Source organism: Streptomyces sp. NPDC008238 (genome assembly GCF_042956445.1).
Taxonomy (GTDB): Bacteria; Actinomycetota; Actinomycetes; order Streptomycetales; family Streptomycetaceae; genus Actinacidiphila.
In genome coordinates, this window is the sequence record NZ_JBIBGK010000049.1 from 1 (window position 1) to 21,473 (window position 21,473).

The 21,473-nt window shown below is 67.8% G+C and carries 14 protein-coding genes and 11 pseudogenes; 14 read left to right on the top strand and 11 right to left on the bottom strand.

Annotated features, from left to right (window positions below; translation table 11 throughout):
* Window positions 1–509 precede the first annotated feature (509 nt).
* The 7 genes and pseudogenes from ACFZAU_RS40525 to ACFZAU_RS40555 all read left to right on the top strand — a co-directional run bounded on the left by ACFZAU_RS40525 (window position 510) and on the right by ACFZAU_RS40555 (window position 7,617).
* Entirely contained in the window at window positions 510–737 is a 228-nt protein-coding gene (locus tag ACFZAU_RS40525) for a ferredoxin (protein WP_500556391.1), read from the top strand.
* Window positions 734–2,104: pseudogene (locus tag ACFZAU_RS40530) on the top strand (NAD(P)/FAD-dependent oxidoreductase); the annotation flags it as partial. The gene ACFZAU_RS40525 and the pseudogene ACFZAU_RS40530, both read left to right, overlap by 4 nt.
* A 285-nt stretch (window positions 2,105–2,389) precedes the next feature.
* A pseudogene (locus ACFZAU_RS40535) lies at window positions 2,390–3,358 on the top strand (cytochrome P450); the annotation flags it as partial.
* Window positions 3,359–3,839: 481 nt separating this feature from the next.
* Window positions 3,840–4,226, top strand: coding sequence for a hypothetical protein (locus ACFZAU_RS40540; RefSeq protein ID WP_500556392.1), 387 nt, complete (start codon window positions 3,840–3,842; stop codon window positions 4,224–4,226).
* Between the two features lie 989 nt (window positions 4,227–5,215).
* Window positions 5,216–5,776 (top strand): DUF5994 family protein, encoded by a 561-nt coding sequence (locus ACFZAU_RS40545; RefSeq protein WP_500556393.1) that lies wholly within the window; start codon window positions 5,216–5,218, stop codon window positions 5,774–5,776.
* Between the two features lie 317 nt (window positions 5,777–6,093).
* Window positions 6,094–6,298 (top strand): annotated as a pseudogene (locus ACFZAU_RS40550) (hypothetical protein); the annotation flags it as partial.
* An 833-nt stretch (window positions 6,299–7,131) separates the two neighbouring features.
* A complete protein-coding gene (locus tag ACFZAU_RS40555) occupies window positions 7,132–7,617 on the top strand; it encodes a DUF5994 family protein (protein ID WP_500556394.1) in 486 nt (161 codons plus the stop codon).
* Between the two features lie 70 nt (window positions 7,618–7,687).
* Here ACFZAU_RS40555 and ACFZAU_RS40560 read toward each other — a convergent pair whose 3' ends face one another.
* On the bottom strand, window positions 7,688–7,858 hold the full coding sequence (locus ACFZAU_RS40560) for an integrase (protein ID WP_500556395.1): 171 nt from the start codon (window positions 7,856–7,858) through the stop codon (window positions 7,688–7,690).
* A gap of 44 nt (window positions 7,859–7,902) precedes the next feature.
* A pseudogene (locus ACFZAU_RS40565) lies at window positions 7,903–8,174 on the bottom strand (helix-turn-helix domain-containing protein); the annotation flags it as partial.
* Window positions 8,175–8,333: 159 nt separating this feature from the next.
* Here ACFZAU_RS40565 and ACFZAU_RS40570 point away from each other — a divergent pair.
* Together ACFZAU_RS40570 and ACFZAU_RS40575 are read left to right on the top strand one after the other, a co-directional pair.
* Window positions 8,334–9,829 (top strand): annotated as a pseudogene (locus ACFZAU_RS40570) (ISL3 family transposase).
* A gap of 140 nt (window positions 9,830–9,969) precedes the next feature.
* Window positions 9,970–10,290, top strand: a pseudogene (locus ACFZAU_RS40575) (transposase); the annotation flags it as partial.
* A 54-nt stretch (window positions 10,291–10,344) separates the two neighbouring features.
* Here ACFZAU_RS40575 and ACFZAU_RS40580 read toward each other — a convergent pair.
* The 6 genes and pseudogenes from ACFZAU_RS40580 to ACFZAU_RS40605 form a co-directional block, all read right to left on the bottom strand.
* Window positions 10,345–10,779 (bottom strand): gas vesicle structural protein GvpA, encoded by a 435-nt coding sequence (locus ACFZAU_RS40580; protein WP_500556396.1) that lies wholly within the window; start codon window positions 10,777–10,779, stop codon window positions 10,345–10,347.
* 62 nt (window positions 10,780–10,841) lie between these two features.
* Window positions 10,842–10,991: pseudogene (locus tag ACFZAU_RS40585) on the bottom strand (gas vesicle protein GvpG); the annotation flags it as partial.
* Between the two features lie 52 nt (window positions 10,992–11,043).
* Window positions 11,044–11,757: a GvpL/GvpF family gas vesicle protein gene (locus ACFZAU_RS40590; protein WP_500556397.1), complete on the bottom strand. Its 714-nt coding sequence runs from the start codon at window positions 11,755–11,757 to the stop codon at window positions 11,044–11,046.
* Complete coding sequence (gene gvpJ / locus ACFZAU_RS40595; RefSeq protein WP_500556398.1) at window positions 11,697–12,107, bottom strand: gas vesicle protein GvpJ; 411 nt, start codon at window positions 12,105–12,107, stop codon at window positions 11,697–11,699. Before gvpJ ends, ACFZAU_RS40590 begins: the two co-directional genes overlap by 61 nt.
* 343 nt (window positions 12,108–12,450) lie before the next feature.
* On the bottom strand, window positions 12,451–13,218 hold the full coding sequence (locus ACFZAU_RS40600) for an SDR family NAD(P)-dependent oxidoreductase (RefSeq protein ID WP_500556399.1): 768 nt from the start codon (window positions 13,216–13,218) through the stop codon (window positions 12,451–12,453).
* A gap of 169 nt (window positions 13,219–13,387) precedes the next feature.
* Window positions 13,388–14,008, bottom strand: a complete 621-nt coding sequence (locus ACFZAU_RS40605; protein WP_500556400.1) for an ester cyclase — start codon at window positions 14,006–14,008, stop codon at window positions 13,388–13,390.
* A 752-nt stretch (window positions 14,009–14,760) separates the two neighbouring features.
* Here ACFZAU_RS40605 and ACFZAU_RS40610 point away from each other — a divergent pair.
* The 3 genes and pseudogenes from ACFZAU_RS40610 to ACFZAU_RS40620 all read left to right on the top strand — a co-directional run bounded on the left by ACFZAU_RS40610 (window position 14,761) and on the right by ACFZAU_RS40620 (window position 17,309).
* Window positions 14,761–15,357 (top strand): cadmium resistance transporter, encoded by a 597-nt coding sequence (locus ACFZAU_RS40610; RefSeq protein WP_500556401.1) that lies wholly within the window; start codon window positions 14,761–14,763, stop codon window positions 15,355–15,357.
* A gap of 181 nt (window positions 15,358–15,538) precedes the next feature.
* Window positions 15,539–15,814 (top strand): annotated as a pseudogene (locus ACFZAU_RS40615) (carbonic anhydrase); the annotation flags it as partial.
* A 280-nt stretch (window positions 15,815–16,094) separates the two neighbouring features.
* A pseudogene (locus tag ACFZAU_RS40620) lies at window positions 16,095–17,309 on the top strand (IS110 family RNA-guided transposase).
* Between the two features lie 380 nt (window positions 17,310–17,689).
* On the opposite strand, the pseudogene ACFZAU_RS40625 reads toward ACFZAU_RS40620, so the two are convergent.
* Window positions 17,690–18,167 (bottom strand): annotated as a pseudogene (locus ACFZAU_RS40625) (Sua5 family C-terminal domain-containing protein).
* Between the two features lie 131 nt (window positions 18,168–18,298).
* Window positions 18,299–18,511 (bottom strand): annotated as a pseudogene (locus tag ACFZAU_RS40630) (aa3-type cytochrome oxidase subunit I); the annotation flags it as partial.
* 607 nt (window positions 18,512–19,118) lie between these two features.
* Between ACFZAU_RS40630 and ACFZAU_RS40635 the strand changes: the two are divergent.
* Window positions 19,119–19,619, top strand: coding sequence for an SPW repeat protein (locus ACFZAU_RS40635; protein WP_500556402.1), 501 nt, complete (start codon window positions 19,119–19,121; stop codon window positions 19,617–19,619).
* Between the two features lie 69 nt (window positions 19,620–19,688).
* Window positions 19,689–19,850 (top strand): hypothetical protein, encoded by a 162-nt coding sequence (locus ACFZAU_RS40640; RefSeq protein WP_500556403.1) that lies wholly within the window; start codon window positions 19,689–19,691, stop codon window positions 19,848–19,850.
* Between the two features lie 563 nt (window positions 19,851–20,413).
* Here the strand turns inward: ACFZAU_RS40640 and ACFZAU_RS40645 are convergent.
* Complete coding sequence (locus ACFZAU_RS40645) at window positions 20,414–20,815, bottom strand: SsgA family sporulation/cell division regulator (protein ID WP_500556404.1); 402 nt, start codon at window positions 20,813–20,815, stop codon at window positions 20,414–20,416.
* Window positions 20,816–21,473 lie beyond the last annotated feature (658 nt).

Here is a 21,473-nt window from a genome sequence, read left to right on the forward strand (position 1 = left end):
ACCGGCAACGACACCAACTGACACGACAAACGAGAACGCACGATGGCCCACGATTGAGCCGCTCAGACTGGCCTCACATTAGGCCGCTGCCGACAACCGCTCCACGAGATCGAGCCGACCTCTACAGACTTGTCGTCTCGCGGTACGCCGCAGAGCAGCGTCGTTGATGTCGACGTGGGAGCAGGCGCCTCCCGCGCATTCGGACCCGCCTGCTCCGCTTACGCTGGTTTTGTGATGATTTTCCGGCGTAACGTGGCCTATGGGTTTCGTCGGAACGGCAATCCGAAGGCACCCCATGCGTGACCATAATGCTGCCGCACCAGGGCTACGTCCCCAGTCAGGCGCCGATCACCTGAGCCGCGATGATCAATTCTTTCCAGGGTGACCCGACGAGCGCGCTGTACCCCTCGCGCTTCGTGGGGGGGGTGGGGTAGCGGCCGAAATCCTTCGCGCGACGAAAGCGGCGTCGGCTTGAGGGACTGCAGCGGCCACTCCTTGTGGAGGTCGGGGTGAAGATTGTCGTCGATCTTTCCCGTTGTGCAGGTTACGCGCAGTGCGCGTTCCTGGCTCCGCAGGTGTTCCGGATGCACGGTGAGGAAGCGCTCATGTACGACCCGAATCCGGATGACGCCCGGCGCGATCAGGTGCTGCGCGCCGCGGCGGCCTGCCCGGTCCAGGCGATCCTGGTCGACCAGCCGGACGCGCGGCACGCACCGGCGGAGGGCTCACAGCCATGACCGGTGCCGGCAATCTGCGAGCGTTCAAGCGCGATGGCCGCATCGTGGTCGTCGGGGCTTCCCTGGCGGGGCTGCGGGCTGCCGAGGCGCTGCGAGACGAGGGCTTCACCGGATCGTTGACCATGATCGGTGACGAGGTGGGCGAGCCCTACGACCGGCCTCCCCTGTCCAAGCAAGTACTGACCGGGTGGGTGCCGGCCGGGGGCACCGCTTTGCCCCGCCGTCGTGGCATCGATGCGGAGTGGCTACGTGGCGTGCCCGCCAGCGGGCTGGACCTCGCGACGAACCACGTGCGTCTCGCTGACGGACGCGAGGTTCCCTTCGACAGGGTGCTGATCTCCACCGGGGTACGGGCCCGGCCGTGGTTCGTCGAGTCCGAGTCGGCCCTGGACGGAGTGTTCGTCCTCCGTACACGCGAGCATGCCGAGAACCTGCAGCGAGCCCTCGCCGCGGGGCCCTCCCGCGTGCTGGTCATCGGTGCGGGATTCACCGGCTCCGAGATCGCCTCCGTCTGCCGCGAGCGGGGCATCCCGGTGACCGTCGCCGAACTCGCGCCGGCCCCGCTGGTCGGGGCGCTCGGCGCCATGATCGGCGGGGTCGCGGCCACCATGCAGCGCGCTCACGGTGTCGACCTGCGGTGCGGTGCCAAAGTCACACGGCTGGAGGGCGACGGGCAGGGACGGTTTCGCCGAGCTCACTTCGACGACGGCAGAACGGTCGACGCCGATGTGGCGGTGGTGGCACTCGGGAGCATCCGAAACACCGAGTGGCTGCGGGAGTCGCGACTGGCGGCGGGTGTATGGGGAATCACGTGCGATACGGGCTGCCGCGCCCTCGACATCAACGGCCGCGTCACCGACGACGTCTTCGCCGCGGGAGACGTGGCACGTTGCCCGAACCCCGTCTACGAAAACCGGCTCATATCGATGGAGCACTGGGTCAACGCCGTCGAGCAGGCAGAGGTCGCGGCACACAACATGGTCAGCGCCCCGGAGGACCACCGAACCCACCTGTCCATCCCGCTGTTCTGGTCGATCCAGTTCGGCGTCAACATCAAGTCCGTAGGCGTGCCGACCTTCGCCGACGAAGTGGCCGTCACCCAGGGCTCGCTGGACGACCGCCGCTTCGTCACCGCATACGGCTACCGGGGCCGCGTCACCGCTGCCGTGAGCTTCAACAACGGCAAGTGGCTGGACCACTACCGACACTTGATCGAGACGGCCGCACCATTCCCGCCCCCCTGCCCCACGCCGGACCAGCCGGCCGACGTGAAACCGGTGCCCGTCGATCTCCCCGGCCCCGCCCTGCTCGCTCAGGGCGCCACGGTGGTCGTCACCGGCCAGGACCCGGGTGGGCGCCGCATCACGGCCGTACACCAGCATCGACAGGCGGAAGACCGGACCACCACAACCGAGACACCCGGCACACTGCAACGGATCTTCGACTACTCCGCCCGGGCGGACCCGTACCCGCTGTATGCCGAGCTGCGTCGGACGCCGGTGGCTCGGCAGGAGGACGGCAGCTACGTCATCAGTACGTACCGTGAGATCACGGACGTACTGAACGACCCGCATCTGAGCTCCGACCTGCGCAATCTGTCGCATCCGCCACCCCCCGTCGAGGGAGCGGCCACATCGTCGTTCATCCACATGGACCCGCCCGAGCACGATCGCCTGCGGCGTATGGTGATGCGTCACTTCGGCCCCCCGCACACCCCGGGGCTGGTGATCGGCATGGAAAGCGACCTGACCGCCGTCGTCGCGGGCCTGATCGACGATGTCGCGGGCAAGGAGCGGATCGACGTCGTCGACGATTTCGCCTTCCCGTTCCCCGTGACCGTGACCTGTCGCGTGCTCGGCGTGCCACGCGAGAGCGAGCCGGATGTCCACCGCTGGGTGAGCGACCTGATGAACTCGGTCGACTACAACCCCGCGACCGACCCGAAGGAGAAACTGGACAAGGGCGTACAGGCTCGCAAGGACTTGCGCGCATGCCTCGGCGACCTGGTGGAACAGAGCCACCGCCGGCCGGGAGACGGCCTGCTGTCACGGCTGGCCAACGACGACGGGCCCGACGGCCGGATGGCCGACGCCGAAATCGTCGCCACCGCCAGACTGCTCCTCATCGCCGGCCATGAGACCATCGTGAACCTCATCACCAACGGGATGCTGACACTGCTACGCCACCCGCCGGTGCTCCAGCGACTGCGCGACGAACCGGACCTCGTCGTACCACTGGTCGAGGAACTGCTCCGCTACGAGCCCCCCGTCCACATCATCCCCTGGCGGGTGGCGTACAGCGACGTCACCGTCGCCGACACCGTCATCCCCCAGGGCTCGCGGATCATGCTCATGCTGGCCTCAGGCAACCGCGATCCAAAGCGCTTCCACGACCCGGACCGCTTCGACCCGGATCGCCATGACAACCAGCACCTGGGGTTCGGCAGCGGCATCCACCTGTGTTTCGGCGGCCCCCTGGCCCGGCGGGAAACGCAGATCGCGCTGACCGAGTTGGTACGCCGGCTCGACCGCCCCAGGCTGGTCGCCGACCCGCCGCCGTACCGGCCCAGCGCCGTTCTTCGGGGTCCGATCCATCTGGACATCGAGCAGGGTGACGGTTGACACGGCAGCCACCGGCAGATGAAAGGTCGCGCCGCGGACGGCTCCGCCCGGCCGGCTCTGCATCCGACAGCAACTCGCCACCCTCCTCAGCTTCATCCCGTCCACCGTCTGATGCCACAGTCCTCCCGCGGGGCGGGAGCGGCATCGCATCGCGGACGACCGCCCACTCCGCATCGAGTCGCGGTCCACCAGGTCCGGGGCACGTTCCGCGCTTGCGTCGGCAATGGTGGTGATCACGTTCTGCCGCGGATCGCACCGCTGATCCCGAGGTCGCGCATGAGGCGCTCGACGGTGCAGCGGGCCACCGTGCCTCCTGGCGGTTCAGGTGCCGCCAGATTTTCCGGGCGCCGTAGACGCGGTAGTTGGCCTCGTACGCCTGGGTGATCAAAGTCCTCAGCTCGGCGTCGCGAAGGGTGCGGGCCGCGGGAGCGGTCTGCCGTTTGTGGTGGGCGTAGTAGGTGGAGGGGGCGATCTTGCAGTCGTGTGCGGTCAGCACGCGGCAGATCGGCTCGACGCCGCCGAAGCGGCCCTTGTGCTCGTCGACGAACGCTACGAGCGTGTGTGTGGCCGGTCGAGCTCGGCCGCGAAGAAAGACGCCGCAACCTTCAGGATCTCGTTGCCCCGCCTGAGCTCGGCGCTCTCCTTCTTCAGCGCTTTCAACGCGGCGGACTCCTCTGTGGTCGTCCCCCGGACGCTGCCCGGAGTCGATCTCGTCCCGCCTGATCCAGTTCCGCAGCGTCCCGGCGGAGCCGATGCCGAGCTTCTGAGCGACCGCCTTCAACGCGGCCGACTCGTTCGGGTAGTCACCCCGCGAACCTCGGACCGCTCATTTGCGCAGCTCAGCGGGAGGAAGAGGGACGTGCCATGACTCGATCCTTTCATGGAATCGAGTTTCTATCGAACCCGGAACGGTTCAGACGACGTAGCAGCCATCCTCATCGACCGCCCCAACGACGAATCCGACAACCCCACCTACCGCCACGAGACAAGTTGACCGCCCAAGGACGGGCCGGCCTGCAGCGGTCAGGGCAGGCGGCCGGTCAGCTCCGGCCCGCTCGCTTCGTAATAGCCGTTCGAGGTAGCGGGTGCGGGTGCTCCAAGAGCCGATGTCTGGCGTATTGGCCAGGACGTCGTGCCAGGGCCGGGTGCCGGGAACGGCCGCCTCGCTGGAAGCCGCCACCTTGCCGGAGGCTGCCTTCCCGGAAGGAGCCCCCCTCGTCGTGCGCGGGCAGCAGATGGCCGGGACACCCGGCCCAGAGCCGCACTCTCGACCGCGCCTCGGACTCCCGGACCGGCTCCCACAGACCGACCGAGAACATGCCGGCGAGCTGGTGCATGGCAATGAAGGTGGCCACGCCTTCCTCGGGGTCCGAGCGGTCCGGGGCGCTCGGTGAGGGCGTGCCACAGGATGTACATGTCCGGGAGCCGTACCTCGGGCTGGAAGCGGTACACCAGCCGCTCCAGCCTTATCGAGCCGATGCGCGGCAGCGGTACGCCGGTGAGCGGGACCACTTGACGCTCGCCGCCGGTCCAGGTCAGCGTCTGTTTGCGGCCCATGTACAACCCCAGTTCACACACCCCAAACGCCGCCCGAAACTACGAACCCGGCTTCTGAGCCAATCAGCAACACAGCAGCTCGCCAGTACACCAACAAGCCCTCCTCCGAGCGTCACCGGCCGCCAACACCAGGGGATGACCAACATCAACTCAGAGCTGAACCGCCGCTCCGCCAGCTCCTCACACGGAGTAGGCTGCATACACCAGGAGCATTTCGCACACGGGCCTTCATGCCGGTGTCGTTCCCGGCGAACGACCATCTCGGGCAAGCGGTAACGCGCTCGGAGTCAGGTCCGTGTCATGAACATCATCCTCGATCGCCCGCTCGTCGCTGACGGGCAGGAGTCTTCACCACTGATGCCGCCGCCTCGGCTGTCACTGAAGCCGGCCAAGGCCGCCCCGGGCCTGCTGGACGGAGGCTGGTGGCCTCGTTCCCGCGATCTCATGCGGGAACTCCCTGCCTTGATCGACACACTGGATCGCCGCTGGGCGCGAGTGACCCGAGTCGCAGTGCACCCGTCGCTCTGGCTTGTCATCCCGCGCAGGGTGCACGCCTCGGGACATGTCGTCTACGTCGGGTGGTCCACCAAGCAGGATCCAAACAAACTGATGCTGCTCTCCTACTCCATCGGCCGTTTGGATCTGCTGGTCATCCCGCCGGAATGTGATCTGGCTGCAGCAATCCGGATGATGGCAGCCGCAGGCAATCCTTTGTGCCAGCTCACCGCGAGCGGCATCATGGCGGACGACGACGTGAGATCGGACCGCAGTGGCGAAGCAGAATGGGAGTCGGAAGGCGGAACCATGTCCGCGGCTGGTACTGCCGCGGCGCCCGGCCGCGGCGGGGGGACGTGGGCCTGATGACAATGCTCATCAGCCTTACCGTGCTCCTCGCGATGATCGCCGTGGGCACCTTCCTGATGCGTGCCCTGAACGAGCGTCACGACCAGCGGATCGCCGCTTTCCGCTACAGCGATCTGCTTCCGTACCGTCGTCGGACCGTCACCCTCCCAGAGGAGAGCGCCAGCGTTTCCGCGGACACCCCAGCCGGGACCGTGCGGGACAAGTTGCGAGGCGGAAGCCGCCATCGGCTGCTAAGCACCGGTTCGGCGGCAGTGAGTGTGCAGCGACCCGCACGGCTGCCGGCCCCGCCCGATCGTGTCACCGTTTCGGACCGCCTGCCGTCTGCCGCGCACACTGGCCGGACCGGGCCGCCCGGCACCGCACTCGCCGAGGTTCGCGTCATCGCCGCGACCCCCGAGGCCGCCCGCCGTGTCGCTGAAACGCTGCGGCGGCACTTCGCGGCTACGGAACAGCGCAGCTATCCAGCAACCCCCAAAGGCGGCACCCGCCTGCACCTGACGGTCGACACCACGCAGCCCCCCGGGGCCGTGGAGGCGTTCCAGTCCGGAGCGGGCACGGGATACGCGGCCGTTACGGGCCGTCCGCACGAGGGAGAGATTCCGCCTCGGCCGGCGGATACACGCGATGCGGCGGAGAGCCGCAAGCGAGCGGACACCGCCCGGGCCCGCCGAGCCGACTGGCCACCGACAACCGCCTGGGGTGACGTACGGGCCCGGACCTGATCGGGCGGGCCCGAGCGGGCACACCCGGCCCGCCCGGCAGGTCTGCGACGGCACCGTGGTCCGCGGACAGCGTTCGGGGTTCCGAGCGGGCCGAGCCCGGCAGGACCCTGCGAAACAGCGGCGGCTGCTGACCGCCGCAGAGGTCATGGGCGATCCTGCATGCCAGGTGGACCGGGGCAGCCCACGCGGCGCGCCAGTGCGCCCGTCCCTTCGTTCCTCCTCAACCGACCCGTGTGATCATCGGCTGACCTGGCCGGCACACCATGATCACCAGCAACTCGGGCGGTGAGTTCTCACCGGCGTGTAGTGACGTAAGCCACGCCCAGGACGGCAACGCCGTGGCTGAGCTGCCGCGTCGGCTTTGCGGACCGAAGTGAACCTTCGCAAGCATGGCTTATGCCGGAGCAATCCCTTTGGCGTAACGTGGAATGCGGGTCGGCGCACGCTCACGTGCAATGACCCGGAAGGGCGGCTCCGGCGGGTATACGCCGGAGCCGTTGCGCGTTTCCGTCACCGCGGCCGGCGGGCGAAGCGCTCGCGTGTCGTGCGGAGTACGGTGTGGAAGAGGGCGTATCGCGGTCGCACCCTCTGCGGTCGCCAACTACTGCTCTGTGCGGACGGGCGGACACCATGGCCGACTCAGACACCCCCAGTGTCCCCAGGCTCCTGCCGGACGCCGTCCACCAGTCGGTGAAACCCGGCACGGCCCTGCTGCGGCTGGAGACGACACACGCCCGCGAGGGAACCCTTGACGGCGCATGGTGGCCGCGGACACGGGACATCGCTGCCGAGCTTCCCTCGCTGATCACCGCGCTGACCGAACATCTCGGGCCTGTCACCCGAGTCGGCCTGGACGGCAATGCCTGGGACGAACTGCCGACCCGGATAATGGTCGACGACCGAGTCGTGCACATCGACTCTTTCCCGGTCGGTGACGACACCGTCCTCATCACCCGGGGCGACCGGGACCACTTCTCCTTGATGCTGGTCCCTCCCGATACATCGCCCGACGCGGCGCGCACCGCGATGGCCAGGGCCGTACAGGCCGACAACGTCACCGACGCCACGCAGATCCTCATCGATACGGGCAGCGGCACGCCACCTACGTCGGCCTGACACGTCCGTCGCAGCGACTCGCCGTCGGTCTGGACGCTAGTGCGTTGTCCACGAACGTTGCCGGGGTTGATCAGGCGGCTTTGGGTCGTGGGCGGCCCCAGCGTTGCTGGCGTTCGCTGCGGATCTTGGCGCGTTCGCGGCGTTGTGCGGCCAGCACGTCGGGGTGGCGGGCGTTGGCGTTGCGCCATCTCAGGTAGTCCTGGAGCCTGCGGGCGAGCACGGTGTGGTTGGAGCCGCCCATGACGAACGCGCGTAAGGGTCCGAACTGGGCCTCGATCGGGTTGCGTCATCGCTGATCAGGCGGGGACGGCCTCCCGCCCACTGAGGGTCCAGCGCGGCCAGCCCTTTCTCGTTGAACGCATGGATCACGTCCCGAACGGTGTCCTCGTGCGCGGCAACCAGCCTGGCGATCGCCGTCGCGGTAGTACCCGACGCCGACGCCATGATGATCAGTGCCCGGCGGAGCGCACCGACTCATGGCGCCCCCGCCGAACGATCTGCTGCAGCCTCTGCCCCTCTTCATCGGTCAATCGCCGTGCCCTGACCGGCTCTGCCATCTTCGCCCTCACCCTCAACAGCGACACGTCGACAACGAGGATGACGCCTACAACCCCAGCACTGCGAGAGCCGACCAGCCGGTCCTCAGCACCCCGGCAACGTTCAAAGCCGGTGCCGCCAGGTGGGGTGCGCGAACCCAGGCGCAGACGGACGCCCTTATGGGGACGGTGTTTTCCGGACTGTCGGCGCTTGTCGTCGAGGACGTGGCGGACCGCGGCGACGCGGTGGTGGTCTCGGCCCGGACCTGGGACGTGTCGATGCCGTGTCCGGTGTGTGGGACGCCGACGGCGAAGGTGCACGGCTATCACCGCCGAACGGTGAGGGACGTGCCGGTCGACGGTCGCCAGGTCGTCGTCCACCTGCGCGTACGGCGGCTGGCCTGTCCGGTCCTTGGCTGCCGGCGGCAGACCTTCCGAGAGCAGACTCCCGGACTGCTGGAGCACCAGCAACGCCGCACGGCGGCTTGCCAGCCAGATATCCCAGGTGGCGCGGGAGTCATGCGGCCGGGCGGCCGCACGCCTGGCCGACTCTGGCCGTGCCCGTTTCCCGGAGTACCGCGCTGCGCCATCTTCGGCGCCTGCCGCTGCCTCAACAGGGGTCCCGCGAGTGATCGGCGTGGACGATTTCGCCCTACGCCGCCGCCACCGCTACGTCACGATCATCACGGATGCCGAGACCGGCCGACGCGTCGCGGTCTGCCCGGCCGCGAGGCGGCCACCCTGGAGTCCTGGCTGCGCGAACATCCTGGTATCGAGGTCGTGTGCCGGGACGGCTCGGCGACCTATGCCGAAGCCGTCCGCCGAGCCCTGCCAGACACGGTGCAGGTCAGCGACCGATGGCACCTCTGGCGAAATCTCTGCGACAAAGTCCAGCTCCAGGGCCGTGCCCACGCCGGCTGCTGGGCCACCATCAACCCGCCCCGCTCCGGCGGAAGGCAGACCACCCGCGAACGCTGGAACAAGGTCCACGAGCTCCTCGGCCAGGGAATCGGCCTGCTCGACTGCTCCCGCCGCCTCAACCTCGCCCTGAACACCGTCAAACGTTACGCCCGCATGCCCGAACCCCAGGCCCTGCGTATTGCCCCCTCCTACCGGCCCACCCTCGTGGACCCCTACCGCGAGCACTTGCGTCGGCGCCGGGCCGAGGATCCCGCCGCCCCGGTCACCCACCTCCTCGAAGAGATCCGGGAGCTGGGCTACACCGGTAGCGCCAACCTGCTGGTCCGCTACCTAAACCAGGGCCGTGCCGAAGGTGACCGCCCCTTCACCACTGCCCGACACGCCAGTCGCCTCCTGCTCACCGACCCCCGAACCTGCGCCCGAAGGAAACGGCCCTGCTGGAGAAGATCGCTGCGACCTGCCCGGAGATGACCACACTCGCCGATCTTGTCCGCAGCTTCGCCACCCTGCTTAAACCGGCCGAGGGCAACGACGTGAAAGTCACCGAATGGATCACGACCGCCCGGGCCATCGACCTGCCTTACCTGCGCAGCTTCACCAACGTTCTGGAAATCGACCGGTCCGATGTGAACGCCGGCCGCACCTTGCCCTACCACTACGGCCGCACCGAAGGCGTCAACACCCGCACCAAGAGAATCATGAGGCAGATGCACGGACGCGCCGGATTCGACCTCCTCCGCCACCGCATCCTTTGACTGCTACGCGGCGTCACCACCGACTACGGGCCAGAGTCCAAAGAACGGTGTAACTCCCGATCAAGGAAGTAGCACCTGATGAGCGAAGTGCCTCTGTTGAGGCGGTTGAAGAGGTCCGGCCGGTCGAGCTGTCGGCGGACGTGTTGGATGAGCAGTTGATCGGGCAGTTGGTCGATCGGGCCCGTGCGAGTGGGCTGCACTTGACCGGCGAGGGCGGATTGCTGCAGCAGCTGACCAAGCGTGTACTGGAGTCCGCCCTCGAGGGCGAGATCACCGACCATCTCGGATACGACAAGCAGGACCCGGCTGGCGCCGGCAGCGGGAACTCCCGCAACGGCGTCCGTGCCAAGACCGTGCTGACCGACGTCGGCCCGGTCGAGATCGCGGTCCCGCGCGACCGCGACGGCAGCTTGGAACCGCAGATCGTCAAGAAACGCCAGCGGCGCCTGACCGGCGTCGACTCCGGGCGGGTCCGTCTTCTCGGTCGATGTTTGGGGCGGGTTGCGCGAAGCTGTTCATTCGTCGTCTCGGTTCGGACGCCGAGTGGATCGGCGCGGCCTGCGCTCAGCGGTCTCGTGCTCTTGTCCGCTGCCGAGGCTTTCGCGAATGGTGTCAGTGACCGACTCCACGGCCCCGGTCAGAGCGCCCTTGCTCTTGCCCTTGGCGACGCTCTCGGTGGCGTTCCCGACAAGATCCGTCAGCTGGGCCGGAGCCTTGCGTCCGGTTTCAAGATCCAAGCGGTTGCAGGCCTCGGCGAAGCGCAGATAGGTGTCGACGCTCGCGACGACAATGCGCACGTCGATCTTCAGGATCTCGATACCGATCAACGAGACGCGGACGAAGACGTCGATGACGAGTCCGCGGTCGAGGATCAGTTCCAGGACGTCGTACAGGCTGCCCGAGCCGCCCGACCTGGCGACAGGGGCCCCGCCTTGCGGCACCATCGTCATGGTGCCTCCCTCCAGAGCGGTCTGTTTTCGCGCAACGTGTGCAGACTGCCCCACGGTAGGAGCTACGTCTGCTTGCTTTCGCGGAAGCGTTCGATCTCCTCCAGCCGGTTGAGCAGTTTGTCTTCGCGCTGATCGAAAGTCTCCTCGTCGATCTCCGCGGCAGTCAGCGCCCGCTCCAGCGCAGCAAGCTCCTGCGGCACGGGAGCCGGGTCGTAATACTCCTCTCAGCAATTGAGTGATCAGGGCCATGAGAGGTGCTCTCCGTCAGACGAAGCTGAAAGGTGGAAGCGGCCCATTGAGGCGGAAACTGAAGGCTTCCCCGAACCGCTTCTCCAGATCCGCTTCGGCCGAGGTGAACTCGTCGATGCGGTCCTTGTCGACAAGGAAGGACCCATTGACGAAATCGTCGCCGACGGGGTCGGCCGGACGAGCCTCCCTGGCCAGGGGCCTCAGCGCCTCCTCCACCTGGCCGGCAAAGGCCTGGTGCCGAAACTGCACCTCTGCGGCCACCAGCTCGCCCAGCGCGATCTGGGCGTCCTGACCGCCGCGGCCCGCGCGGATGTCCTCCTTGAGTCCCCGGGCTTCGTCCGACTGCTCAAGAATGTCCCTGAGCAGGGGATCCTCCTCACAGGAGCCCTTCAGGTTGAACTCCACACAGCCATCCAGCGCGGCCAGTCGCTCCCGGTAGCTCTCCGCCCGCTCCTGCAGAACCTGGCGGATCACATCCTCGTCGGCTGCCACCGCACCGAACTGCAGAGGCAGCAGGCTGCCATCGCTCATGAGCCGATCCAGCACCGCCTGGTGGGCCAAAAGGTCGCGTCGCTTGGCCCGCAAGCCCTCTGGCGCGTCACTGACGACCGCCACCAGGTCGTCCGCGGCTATGGCGCGTACCTCTTCCGGCGGATCCCCGACGCCCGTCACCCCGTCCAGGCGCAGGGGGTGCCCGCTGGAGGTAACCGCGTAGACATAAACCCCCATACTCGCTCACTCCTCATCCTGCTGGCGGTGGCGCGACCGAGACCGGCCCCGTCCCTGCCTGTCATCGCCCTCTCGGGCGCCTCCCGGCGCTCGCCGGGGGACTCCGCCATGCGATCCCCGGCGCCGGTCAAATCCAGCCGGTTACACGCCTCCGAGAAGCCCAGACACGTATCGACGCCAGCCACCACGACACGAGCATTGACTTTGGCGATCTCCATCCCTACCAGCGACACACGGACGAACATGTCGATGACTAGTCCGCGGTCTACGACCAGTTCAAGAACGTCGCACCACGTGCCCGAACCATTACCGCCGGCCACGCCACCGCCGCTTTGGGGCACCACCGTCATAGCTACTACCTGTGCGCGCCGCTACACACGCAATCAAATCGGCAGAATTACCGACAAACAGCTCCTACCTACCCTTCGCGGGACCAAACCCACAACGAGCTGCGCCCGAGCGGAGCGGAGCAGAGTTCTAGGCGGCCTACTGATTCGTCGCTCGCGAGGAGATCTACCGCATCTTGCAGAGCAGCCAACGACCGGAGCCGGCTCGCGGCGCCTGGCCGCAGGTCATTCGTAGATGCCGCTGATCCCTTTCTCCCAGGGCGGTGCATGCGGCTTGTCTCGTCCCGAGCCCTGGTGTTGGCGTATTCCGACAGGGGGCGATCGCCGTGGGACCGCATTTGCAGAGTCACCAGGCGCTGGCACCGCCGTCGACGGCGTAGTTGGCCCCGGTGATGTAAGAGGCCCGATCGGAGGCGAGAAAGGCGGCCAGTTCGACGATCTCCTCGGGCCGGGCGAAGCGCTTGAGGAGGGTCTTGCTGGTGATGGCGTCCCGCATCGCCTGGTTGTCGCCGAGGTCTCGGTCACTGGCGGGGGTCAGAACGGGGCCGGGGCTGATCGCCACCGCACGGATGCCGTGGGGCGCGCCCTCCAGGGCGAGTTGCCGTGTCATGCCGATGACGCCGGCATTGGCCGCGGTGTGCCCGACCATCGGGGGGTTCGCGCCGGCGATCATGCCCGCCATGGAGGCGACGTTGATGATGACGCCGCCGCCGCGGCGCACCAGGTGGGGCCAGGCGAATTCCGAGACGAAGAAGGGGATGTCGAGTTCGCCGGTGATGGTGGTGTGCCAGTCCTCGACGGAGAAGTCAGGCAGCGGGCCGAAGCGAAGTGAGGCGGCGTTGTTGTAGACGACGTCGAGTCCGCCGTAGGCGGCCACGGCGTCGTCGACGAGGCGTCGTGCCTGGTCGGGGTCGGTGAGGTCGATCGGCGCGATGCCTGTCATCTCGCCGCCCGCACGGCGGACGAGCTCGGCGGTCTCCTCGTTGCTGTCGGGATGGATGTCGGCTCCGACGACCTTGGCGCCTTCTCTGGCGAACACCTGGGCGGCGACGCGGCCCATGCCCGCGCCGGTGCCGGTGATCAGCACGATCTTGTTCTCAAGAAGAGGTGTCATTTGAAGTACTCCTGGGCGGTGCGGTGTGCGGGTGGGGCGGGTGCGGGTGGGCTGGTAATGCCGCAGCCGGCCCCCGGGTGCATGCCGGGAGCGCTGCACCCGGGGGAGGTCTGTCACCAGGCTTAGGCCGAATCTCGCGTCGGGGTCTGGTGAGGCTGGCCGCGCAGCGCTATTTGGTGCTGGGGTGGACGGTGCCGGGAGGCGTCTCGCCGCGGAGCTCGTCGAGGAAGACGCCGAAGTTCCCCTCCGACCAGTGCTCGACGGACTGGCCGTGTATGACCCGGTCGATGGAGATGCCGCTGAGCTGGACGTCACGGCCGGAGGCGGGGATGCCGAAGACTGTCCCGGTGTGGCGGCCGGAGAAGCTCCACCGGGTGACGACCTTGTCACCCTCCACGATCTGGTCCAGGACGGTCATCTTGAAGCCGGTCAGCCCGGCCTTGATGTTGAGGTCGCCCTTGAGCCAGTCCTCGCGGTCCTCCGGGCCGTTGAAGCCGTGGAGCACCAGGTCCTTGGAGATGTAGCGGTCGAAGCCTGCGGCCAGGTCGCCGTTGTAGGTGGCGTAGAACGCTGAGGTGACCTGCAGCGGCGACAGGTATTGGTGGTGGGCCGTGTGGCCGGACGACCCGACGCGCGGTTCCGGGCTCTGCGCCGCGGCCGGGACCGCCACAGCGGCCAGGGCGACGGCGACGGCGAGGCCGGTCATGGCGCCGATCACCTTCTTGCGTCCTGTGGACGCGGGCGCGGGTGCCTGGGCGGATGCGGCGTCACGGGTCTTGTCGAAGAACACGGGGCACTCCTGAGGTAGGGACCGGCACCTTGCGACACCGGAGTGATTGACACGTCAAGCATCTTCTTTTTTTATTGACACGTCAAGCACTTGGTCGGCCTGGAGGCAGCGCGGGTGGTGCCCTGTGCCGCCGACCGGCGCGAAAACCCGGACCACCCGGACCGCCGCGCCATCCGGCGGCCGATGCGGTGACGGTGCTGACCGGGATAGGTCGCCTGCTCAAGGGCCCGAATGCCTCCGTCAAGCCTCAGGAATCACCCAGGCCGACGGAAGACACGGCGGGAAGATCCAAACCCGCAGAGGACCGCGGTCGGACGGGCTAGGGCCGCCTCCCCGGCGGTCGGCCGCATCGCCCCCTGCGCGGCTCGCCACCCGGGGTCGCCCACTGGGGTCGGGGCTGCGTTTCGACCAGGCCCGCCATGGCGCCGCGCAACGGCGTTGGCGAACGGCCCTGCACGCCCTCCCACGTCGCCGACGACCGCAACCCTGGGGGTCGCCATCCAGGGTGACTCGCCTGTACGGGCGGGTGTGGACGGCCGCCAGAGCCGTCATGCGCAGCGGCAACTACCTACCGTCGCCGGCGGCCACACAGGGGGTGGATGCATGCAGCGTGGGTCAGCTTGATGAGGCTCCTTGAATATCCCCACCCCCCCGCTCGGCTTCCTCAGTTGATCTCCCCACCCTGGGGTGCTCGGCCTGGATCCCGGTAGCGTCACCGGGACACTCGCGCTGAGGAAGAAGGGCACCAACTCGTGAACCTGGGCATCGTCGGGCAGGCCGTCGGTCTGTTCGCCGTCACCAACATCGACGACATCCTGATCCTGTCCCTGTTCTTCGCCCAGGGCGCCGGACGCCCCGGCTCCGCGCGCCGGATCGTCATCGGCCAGTACCTCGGCTTCGCCGCCATCCTCGCCGTCGCCGTCGCCGCCGCGTTCGGGGCCACCTTCCTGCCCAAGTCGGCGATTCCCTACCTCGGCCTGCTGCCGCTTGCCCTCGGTCTCAAGGCGGCCTGGCAAGCGTGGAAGCACCGCGACGACGAGGACGACGAGCAGGAGACGGCCGAGGGCGGGCCGAAGGCCCTGGAGGTCGCCGCCGTCACCTTCGCCAACGGCGGCGACAACATCGGCGTCTACGTCCCCGTCTTCGCCACCGCCGGCGTCGTCGGCATGAGCGTCTACGTGTTTGTCTTCCTCGCCCTGGTCGCCCTGTGGTGCCTCGCAGGCCGCTTCTTCGCCACCCGCCCAGTGATCGCCAAGGCCCTCAGCCGCTGGGGCCACATCCTGCTCCCCGTTGTCCTGATCGCCATCGGCCTGCTCATCCTCATCGAAGGCGGCTCCTTCGGCCTGTAGACAACTACGGCTGGCCTTCGACGCACGAGCAACCAAGTGGGGAACCGAGAGCGGGGCTGGCCGTTAGCGAAGATCCTCATCAAGCTGTTCAGGGCGGCCTCGGCGTCGGCGACGGTGTTGAAAACTCGCAGGACGTGATCGGCTCCGGTCCATCGCAGCCGCCCGTGCCACAGCCGACGGTGGCAGGGTGCCCGGCGGCTTCGTCCGTGATGTTGTCGGACGGGTGACCCAGAGCGTGCTGGCAGCCCGAGCCGCCGTACGCGAGACGGCCGACGAGGTCCTTGCCGAGCACATCGAGCACACCGTGGACCTGCTGCTCGAACGCTCCCGCGTCCTGGCTGAGCGGGTGACCGCCGACCGCCTCGGTGTGGTGGGGCTGTCCTACCGGCTGGCCGACGGCAGCGCACAGCTTGTCGCCTCTCGCGGCATCGATGCGGCGGTCCCTGCCGCGTCCTGACCACCCCGGCCGTGGCTGCCCCCGTTATGTTTTTCGCGGTCCTGCAAGAGGGCCGCTGGCCTCCGGGCCCGGTATGACTGTGTCCCCCTGTCGAACGGATGACCTGGGGGGTGGTGTCACCGGGCCCGAGGGGTGCCGTCGGAGACGCTGATGAGAGGTCCGACCGCCGCCTGACCGGGCGCAATGCCTAGTCGTTCGCGGGCGGCAGGTCTGCATAACGTGGATGCGCGAGAACGGCCCCGACGCCCAGGTCAGCACTCAACGAACGAGTGGGGGCACGGTGATCGACACTGACGGTGTGGGCGTCTTCCTTGGCCTGGACGTCGGCAAGAGCACGCATCACGGCCATGGGCTGACCCCGGCCGGGAAGAAGGTTTTCGACAAGCCGCTGCCCAACAGCGAGCCGAAGCTGCGGGCCGTGTTCGACAAGCTGCGCGACAAGTTCGGCACGGTCCTCGTGGTGGTGGACCAGCCCGCCTCGATCGGCGCCCTCCCGCTCGCGGTCGCGCGCGATGCCGGCTGTCAGGTCGCCTACCTGCCGGGCCTTGCCATGCGGCGGATCGCCGACCTCTACCCGGGCGAAGCCAAGACCGACGCGAAGGACGCCGCGGTGATCGCGGACGCCGCCCGCACCATGCCGCACACCCTGCGCTCGCTGGAACTGACCGACGCCATCACCGCCGAGCTCACCGTGCTGGTGGGCTTCGACCAGGACCTCGCCGCCGAAGCCACCCGCACCTCCAACCGCATCCGCGGCCTGCTCACCCAGTTCCACCCCTCCCTCGAGCGCGTCCTCGGGCCCCGTCTCGACCACTAGGCCGTCACCTGGCTCCTGGAACGCCACGGGTCCCCGGCCGCCCTGCGCAAAGCCGGCCGCCGCAGACTCGTCGAGCTGATCCGACCGAAGGCCCCGCGCATGGCCACCCGGCTCATCGACGACGTCTTCGACGCGCTCGACGAGCAGACCGTCGTCGTCCCTGGCACCGGCACCCTCGACATCGTGGTCCCCTCCCTGGCCCGCTCGCTCGCGGCCGTCCATGAACAGCGCCGGGCCCTGGAAGCACAGATCAACACCCTGCTGGAGGCTCACCCTCTTTCCCAGGTCCTGACGTCGCTGCCCGGCGTCGGCGTCAGGACCGCCGCAGTCCTCCTGGTCACCGTCGGCGACGGCAGCTCGTTCCCGAGCGCCGCCCACCTGGCCTCCTACGCCGGCCTCGCCCCGGCCACCAAGTCGTCCGGGACCTCGATCCACGGCGAACACGCCCCCCGAAGCGGCAACCGGCAACTCAAACGCGCGATGTTCCTGTCCGCGTTCGCCGCCCTGCACGACTCCGCATCCCGCACCTACTACGACAAATGCCGGGCCCGCGGCAAAACCCACACCCAAGCCCTCCTCCGCCTCGCCCGCCACCGCATCAGCGTCCTGTTCGCCATGCTCCGCGACGGCACCTTCTACCAACCCCGCACACCCGACAACGTCGAACTCGCCGCATAACCCCGGCAAGCCCCAACCACCCCAAACCCGACAGGGGCGCCTTGACCAAAGACATAGAGGCACCCCCCCGACGTGATTTGCCCTGGTCGGAGGAGACCCGTATACGTGGAAGGGAACACCCACCAGGTTCACCGCTCGATCACCCCCGAAGGGCCCCACTCGATGGCTCACGGAGCCGACCACGCGCCCAGCACCGCCCCTCGCGCCGACCTGGCGCGGGCCGCGGCCTGCGAGGTGTGCCGGGGATGGGGAACGGTCGTCACCGACGACGGGCGGCACGACCTGTGCCCGGCCTGCCAGAACGGTGGAAGCTCAGCCGAACCCACGAATCCGCCAGGCCCCCGCACCCAGGAACAGTAAGAGAGCGGCGGAGGCCCGGGTCACAGGGTGGTCCGGGGCCCCGCGGCGCGGCGGAGCCGGTTGGCGATCGCCAGTCCGAGCCCCTGCTCCGCCGGCAGTGACGCGACGATGAGGTCGCACCCTTGCTGGTCGAGCTCGCGCAGGAACTTGTACAGCCCGCGCGCGTAGGCGGCCATCGAACCGGGGACCGCCACCACCGCGTGCGCCTTCACCCCAGCACCGGCGAAGGCGGCAGGAAGAAAGACGCCGACCCGGTGCCCCCCGTTCCTGCGCCAACTCCGCCTCGGCGACGACCTTCTCCAGCTCGACAAGGACGACCGGAGCGCGCGGCGCGTAGTGCGACGGATGCTGGCCCGGCACCCAGCGTCTGCTGTACTCGCTGTGCAGCGTGCTGTTGCGTTCCGTGATGCGTGTGCGCATTTCGCGGACAAGGCTGACGCGGTCGGCGACATAGAGACATACGACCTCGTGCCGCTGGCAGGTGGTCAGCCAGGGCATGCGGTCGGCGTAGCCCCTGGCAGCGGCCTGGGCGTCGTTGATCTCCGCGTGCCAGGAAAGGAAGTCTTCGCATTCGGCGAAGCCGTCGGCGGCCGTCGTTGCGCCGGACCCAGCGTGGGGAGGCCGTCGTTTCACCTCTGATCCCCCTCGCCGAGCGGTTTCGCGACCCCCTTGCCGGGTTCGATCACGTCGCGGCGGCCGGCGTTGAGCTCCTGGTCCATCGCGGCGATCGCGGGGTGGAAGGCGCCGATGGAGGAGATGATGTTCAGGGTGGTGAAGCCGTCGGCGGCCAGGTAGTCGGCGTAGCGGCGGGGCATGCCTTCGGCGCCGAGCCAGTGCCTCACCCGCGGGGCCGCCCGCTCGGTCACCATACGTCGGCCCCGCCCCCGCGCCAGTCGATCAAGTCGGGATCGGCGAAGTCGAACCATGCGGGATCGAACCCGGGAGCCACAGGAAATGCTCCAGTTCCTTCATGTCGCGGGCACTCCCGTAGTACGTCCCGTTGATCGTCTGCGGCCGCCTGCGGGTGGATTGACGACGACGGACGGCTCATTGGTGGCCATACGTTCACAGGCATCCCAGGGACTGCGGCCCGGCGTCTGTTTCCGTCGCCAAGGGATGCGTGCTCCACGCGGCTCCGGGCCGGCCCAAGAGGCCACCCGCGAAGCGGGCTGCGCCGCGTGGGAACTCGTCGAGCTCCGAAGACGGCGCACCGTTGAACTGCGGCAACGCGGTATGAGGACACGGGGGGTTTCGGCGGCTTCCGAGCGGTAAGGCGACCTCGCGGAGCGCCGCAAGCCTGCCCGTACGGTGACTCCCCGAAGGGCCATCCGCCCCTCGGCAATCGGCGCCCTAGTAGATCGGGGCCCCCTCCCCACTGGGCCCCGATCGGCGGCTATTCGACTGCCGCGAGGGTAGCCACCACCAGGAATTTGACGGGAGATGGTCCGGATGACTCATACACGACCTGGTATCGAGCAGCATCCTGATCTGCTGGAACTTCGGGACGACTACGAGCGGGCGACCGCCACCAACCGGGGCCAGGCGACGGAGGCCATGGGACTGGTCACCGGCACGTACCTGGCTGCTTCACCGTGGATCGTGGGCTTCAACGGTTTGTCGTCGATCACGGTCAGCACGCTCATCGCAGGCATTGCCTACGCGCTGTTCATGGGTGGCGTGGGACGAGGCTTCGACCGCACCCATTCCAAGGCCTGGGCAGCCGCCATCATCGCCCTCTGGGTGGTCATCTCGCCCTGGTGCGTCGCCGGCGACGTCAGCACAACCCGCACCATCACCAACAACGTGATCGTCGGCGTGATCGGCCTCATCCTCGCGCTCGCCGCAGCATCGATGCGTCCCGGCAGTCGCCTCGACCGAAACCAGGGCACAGCCAAAAACCACACCGGCGGCTGGAGCGGCTCCCAGCAGACAAACGGGCCAGCACGATGATCGGGGGAGCATCAGGCCCGTATGTCTCAGCTAACCGAAGTCAGTACGACAGACACATTGGAGCGTCTCATGAAGCAGCCGGACGACAAGAAGCGCGAAGCAGCACAACCTAGCGACAGCCCTCTTGAGCGCGTGACCGGCGAACCGGATGCGCCGCCCGAGCAAGAGCTCGCCGATACCAAGCAGCGTTCCGCCACAGCCGACGAGAGCCGCCAACGAGACGACACCTGAGCCGACGCGGATTGGCGGAGTCCGAAGGTTTTCCCGCTGGATACCTCGCGAGTGCAGAAAGCGGGGCACGTTCGGCTAACGACGAACAAAAGGGCCCAACGCGCTACTAAGGCGCGAAGCACCCACGCCCACTGGCCGCGGCCGCGGCCCCCACTAGGCCGCCAACATGCTCTCTTTACGGGGTTCAGTAGATATCCGACCGGGATCCGGCGGCACGGAAAGCACTCCCATGGCGAGGTCTGTGAGGGTAGTGCCGACGCCGGTGCGGCGGGCGTGGCCTATACCCTCGACGCCAGAATGCGCCACCAGCATGGTGAAGCCCGCCGAGGTCAGCAGAGCGCCACTCGTATTCTGCCGCCAGTTGTCGCCTTGGCCCGTAGATCATTGAAAGGTTGCATCGGTGCACGGAAGGCTGGTGAGCCCTTGCCGCCTTCCGCCCGAGGGCCCGCCAGCCTAGCTTGTCTCGCATCTTGGTAATGCCTTCTTGACACAGCAACAGCGCGCCCCCTGGCATGAGCTCGTGAGGCGTACCGCCGAACGGACACCCAACTTTTGGCGCGGTTCTACGCGGACAAGATGTGGCCGATCCAGGCGTCCCAATCGATGCGAGTGCTCTCAGTTCCTACCGGCACGAGTTGGGCGGTTGCGGCGAGAAACGCGGACAGTTCCCGAGTGGGCGTACGCAGTAGCGCCCTACCGGTGTCCCCCAACAAAGTGATGAGTGTATGGCCGTCATCCCACGGCCTTATGAACGTGTCACCCAGACCGGCGCGTGCCTGCAAGCCCACCATGAGCAGTTCTCGGGAGACCACCCATACAGCCTCCTCGGCGTCACCGACGCGTCCGAAGTTCATCTTGACCGCGTATGGATCATCGGCGCTGTAGTAACAGCTGACCTTAAGGTCGACGCTCGGCCCGCCGTCTGTGCAAAGACGCATGGGAAGTCGGCTGATGAGTCTGTCCATGATCGCCTTACTCTCCGTAGCCGCCGTGATGGCATGCACTGCGTTGCGCCTGGCCTGGGTGAGGGAACTAGTATCTGGACGTTATGTGCGAGTGTCGTGAAGTAATCTTCACGTGTGTCGTCGCCGATCCGGCTGGGCAAGCGATTAGACGGCCTCGCCACTTGGCGTCCGGCTCCCCGCCAGTGAACAACTCCTTACCGGAAGCAAGGGCCGCCTTTCCCCATAGCCCGCCGCCAGTACCTCGGGTGCCTTCAAGTGGGCCGGCGGACTCCTGTAGGTCCGGTGGTCTCGGCATCAATACACAAGCTGGCTCTGCGCGGACGGTCATGCCTGCGTTCAGCACCCGGGCGCCCGGGGGCGTCTTGGCGGGCGCATCGGATGCCCTGTGTGCTGTGTGCCTGAGGCGGAAAGACGTCGTTCGTGCGAGTCCAGGCCCGACCTGGGCTAGCGTTTGGGGCCTACCCCGGGGCTTGCCGCACCACCTTGACTACGGATGCCAGCACCCCTTGGATTCGCTGCTGCCACTCGCTCATGCCCTCTGCGGAGCGGGGGTAGGCGGATTGAACGCTGCACGCTCCGCACGTGGAGGGACGCTGGGATGACGTTTGCGTCGTATGCGGGTGAGGACAGCACAGTTGCCACGCCGGATGGCCTTGCC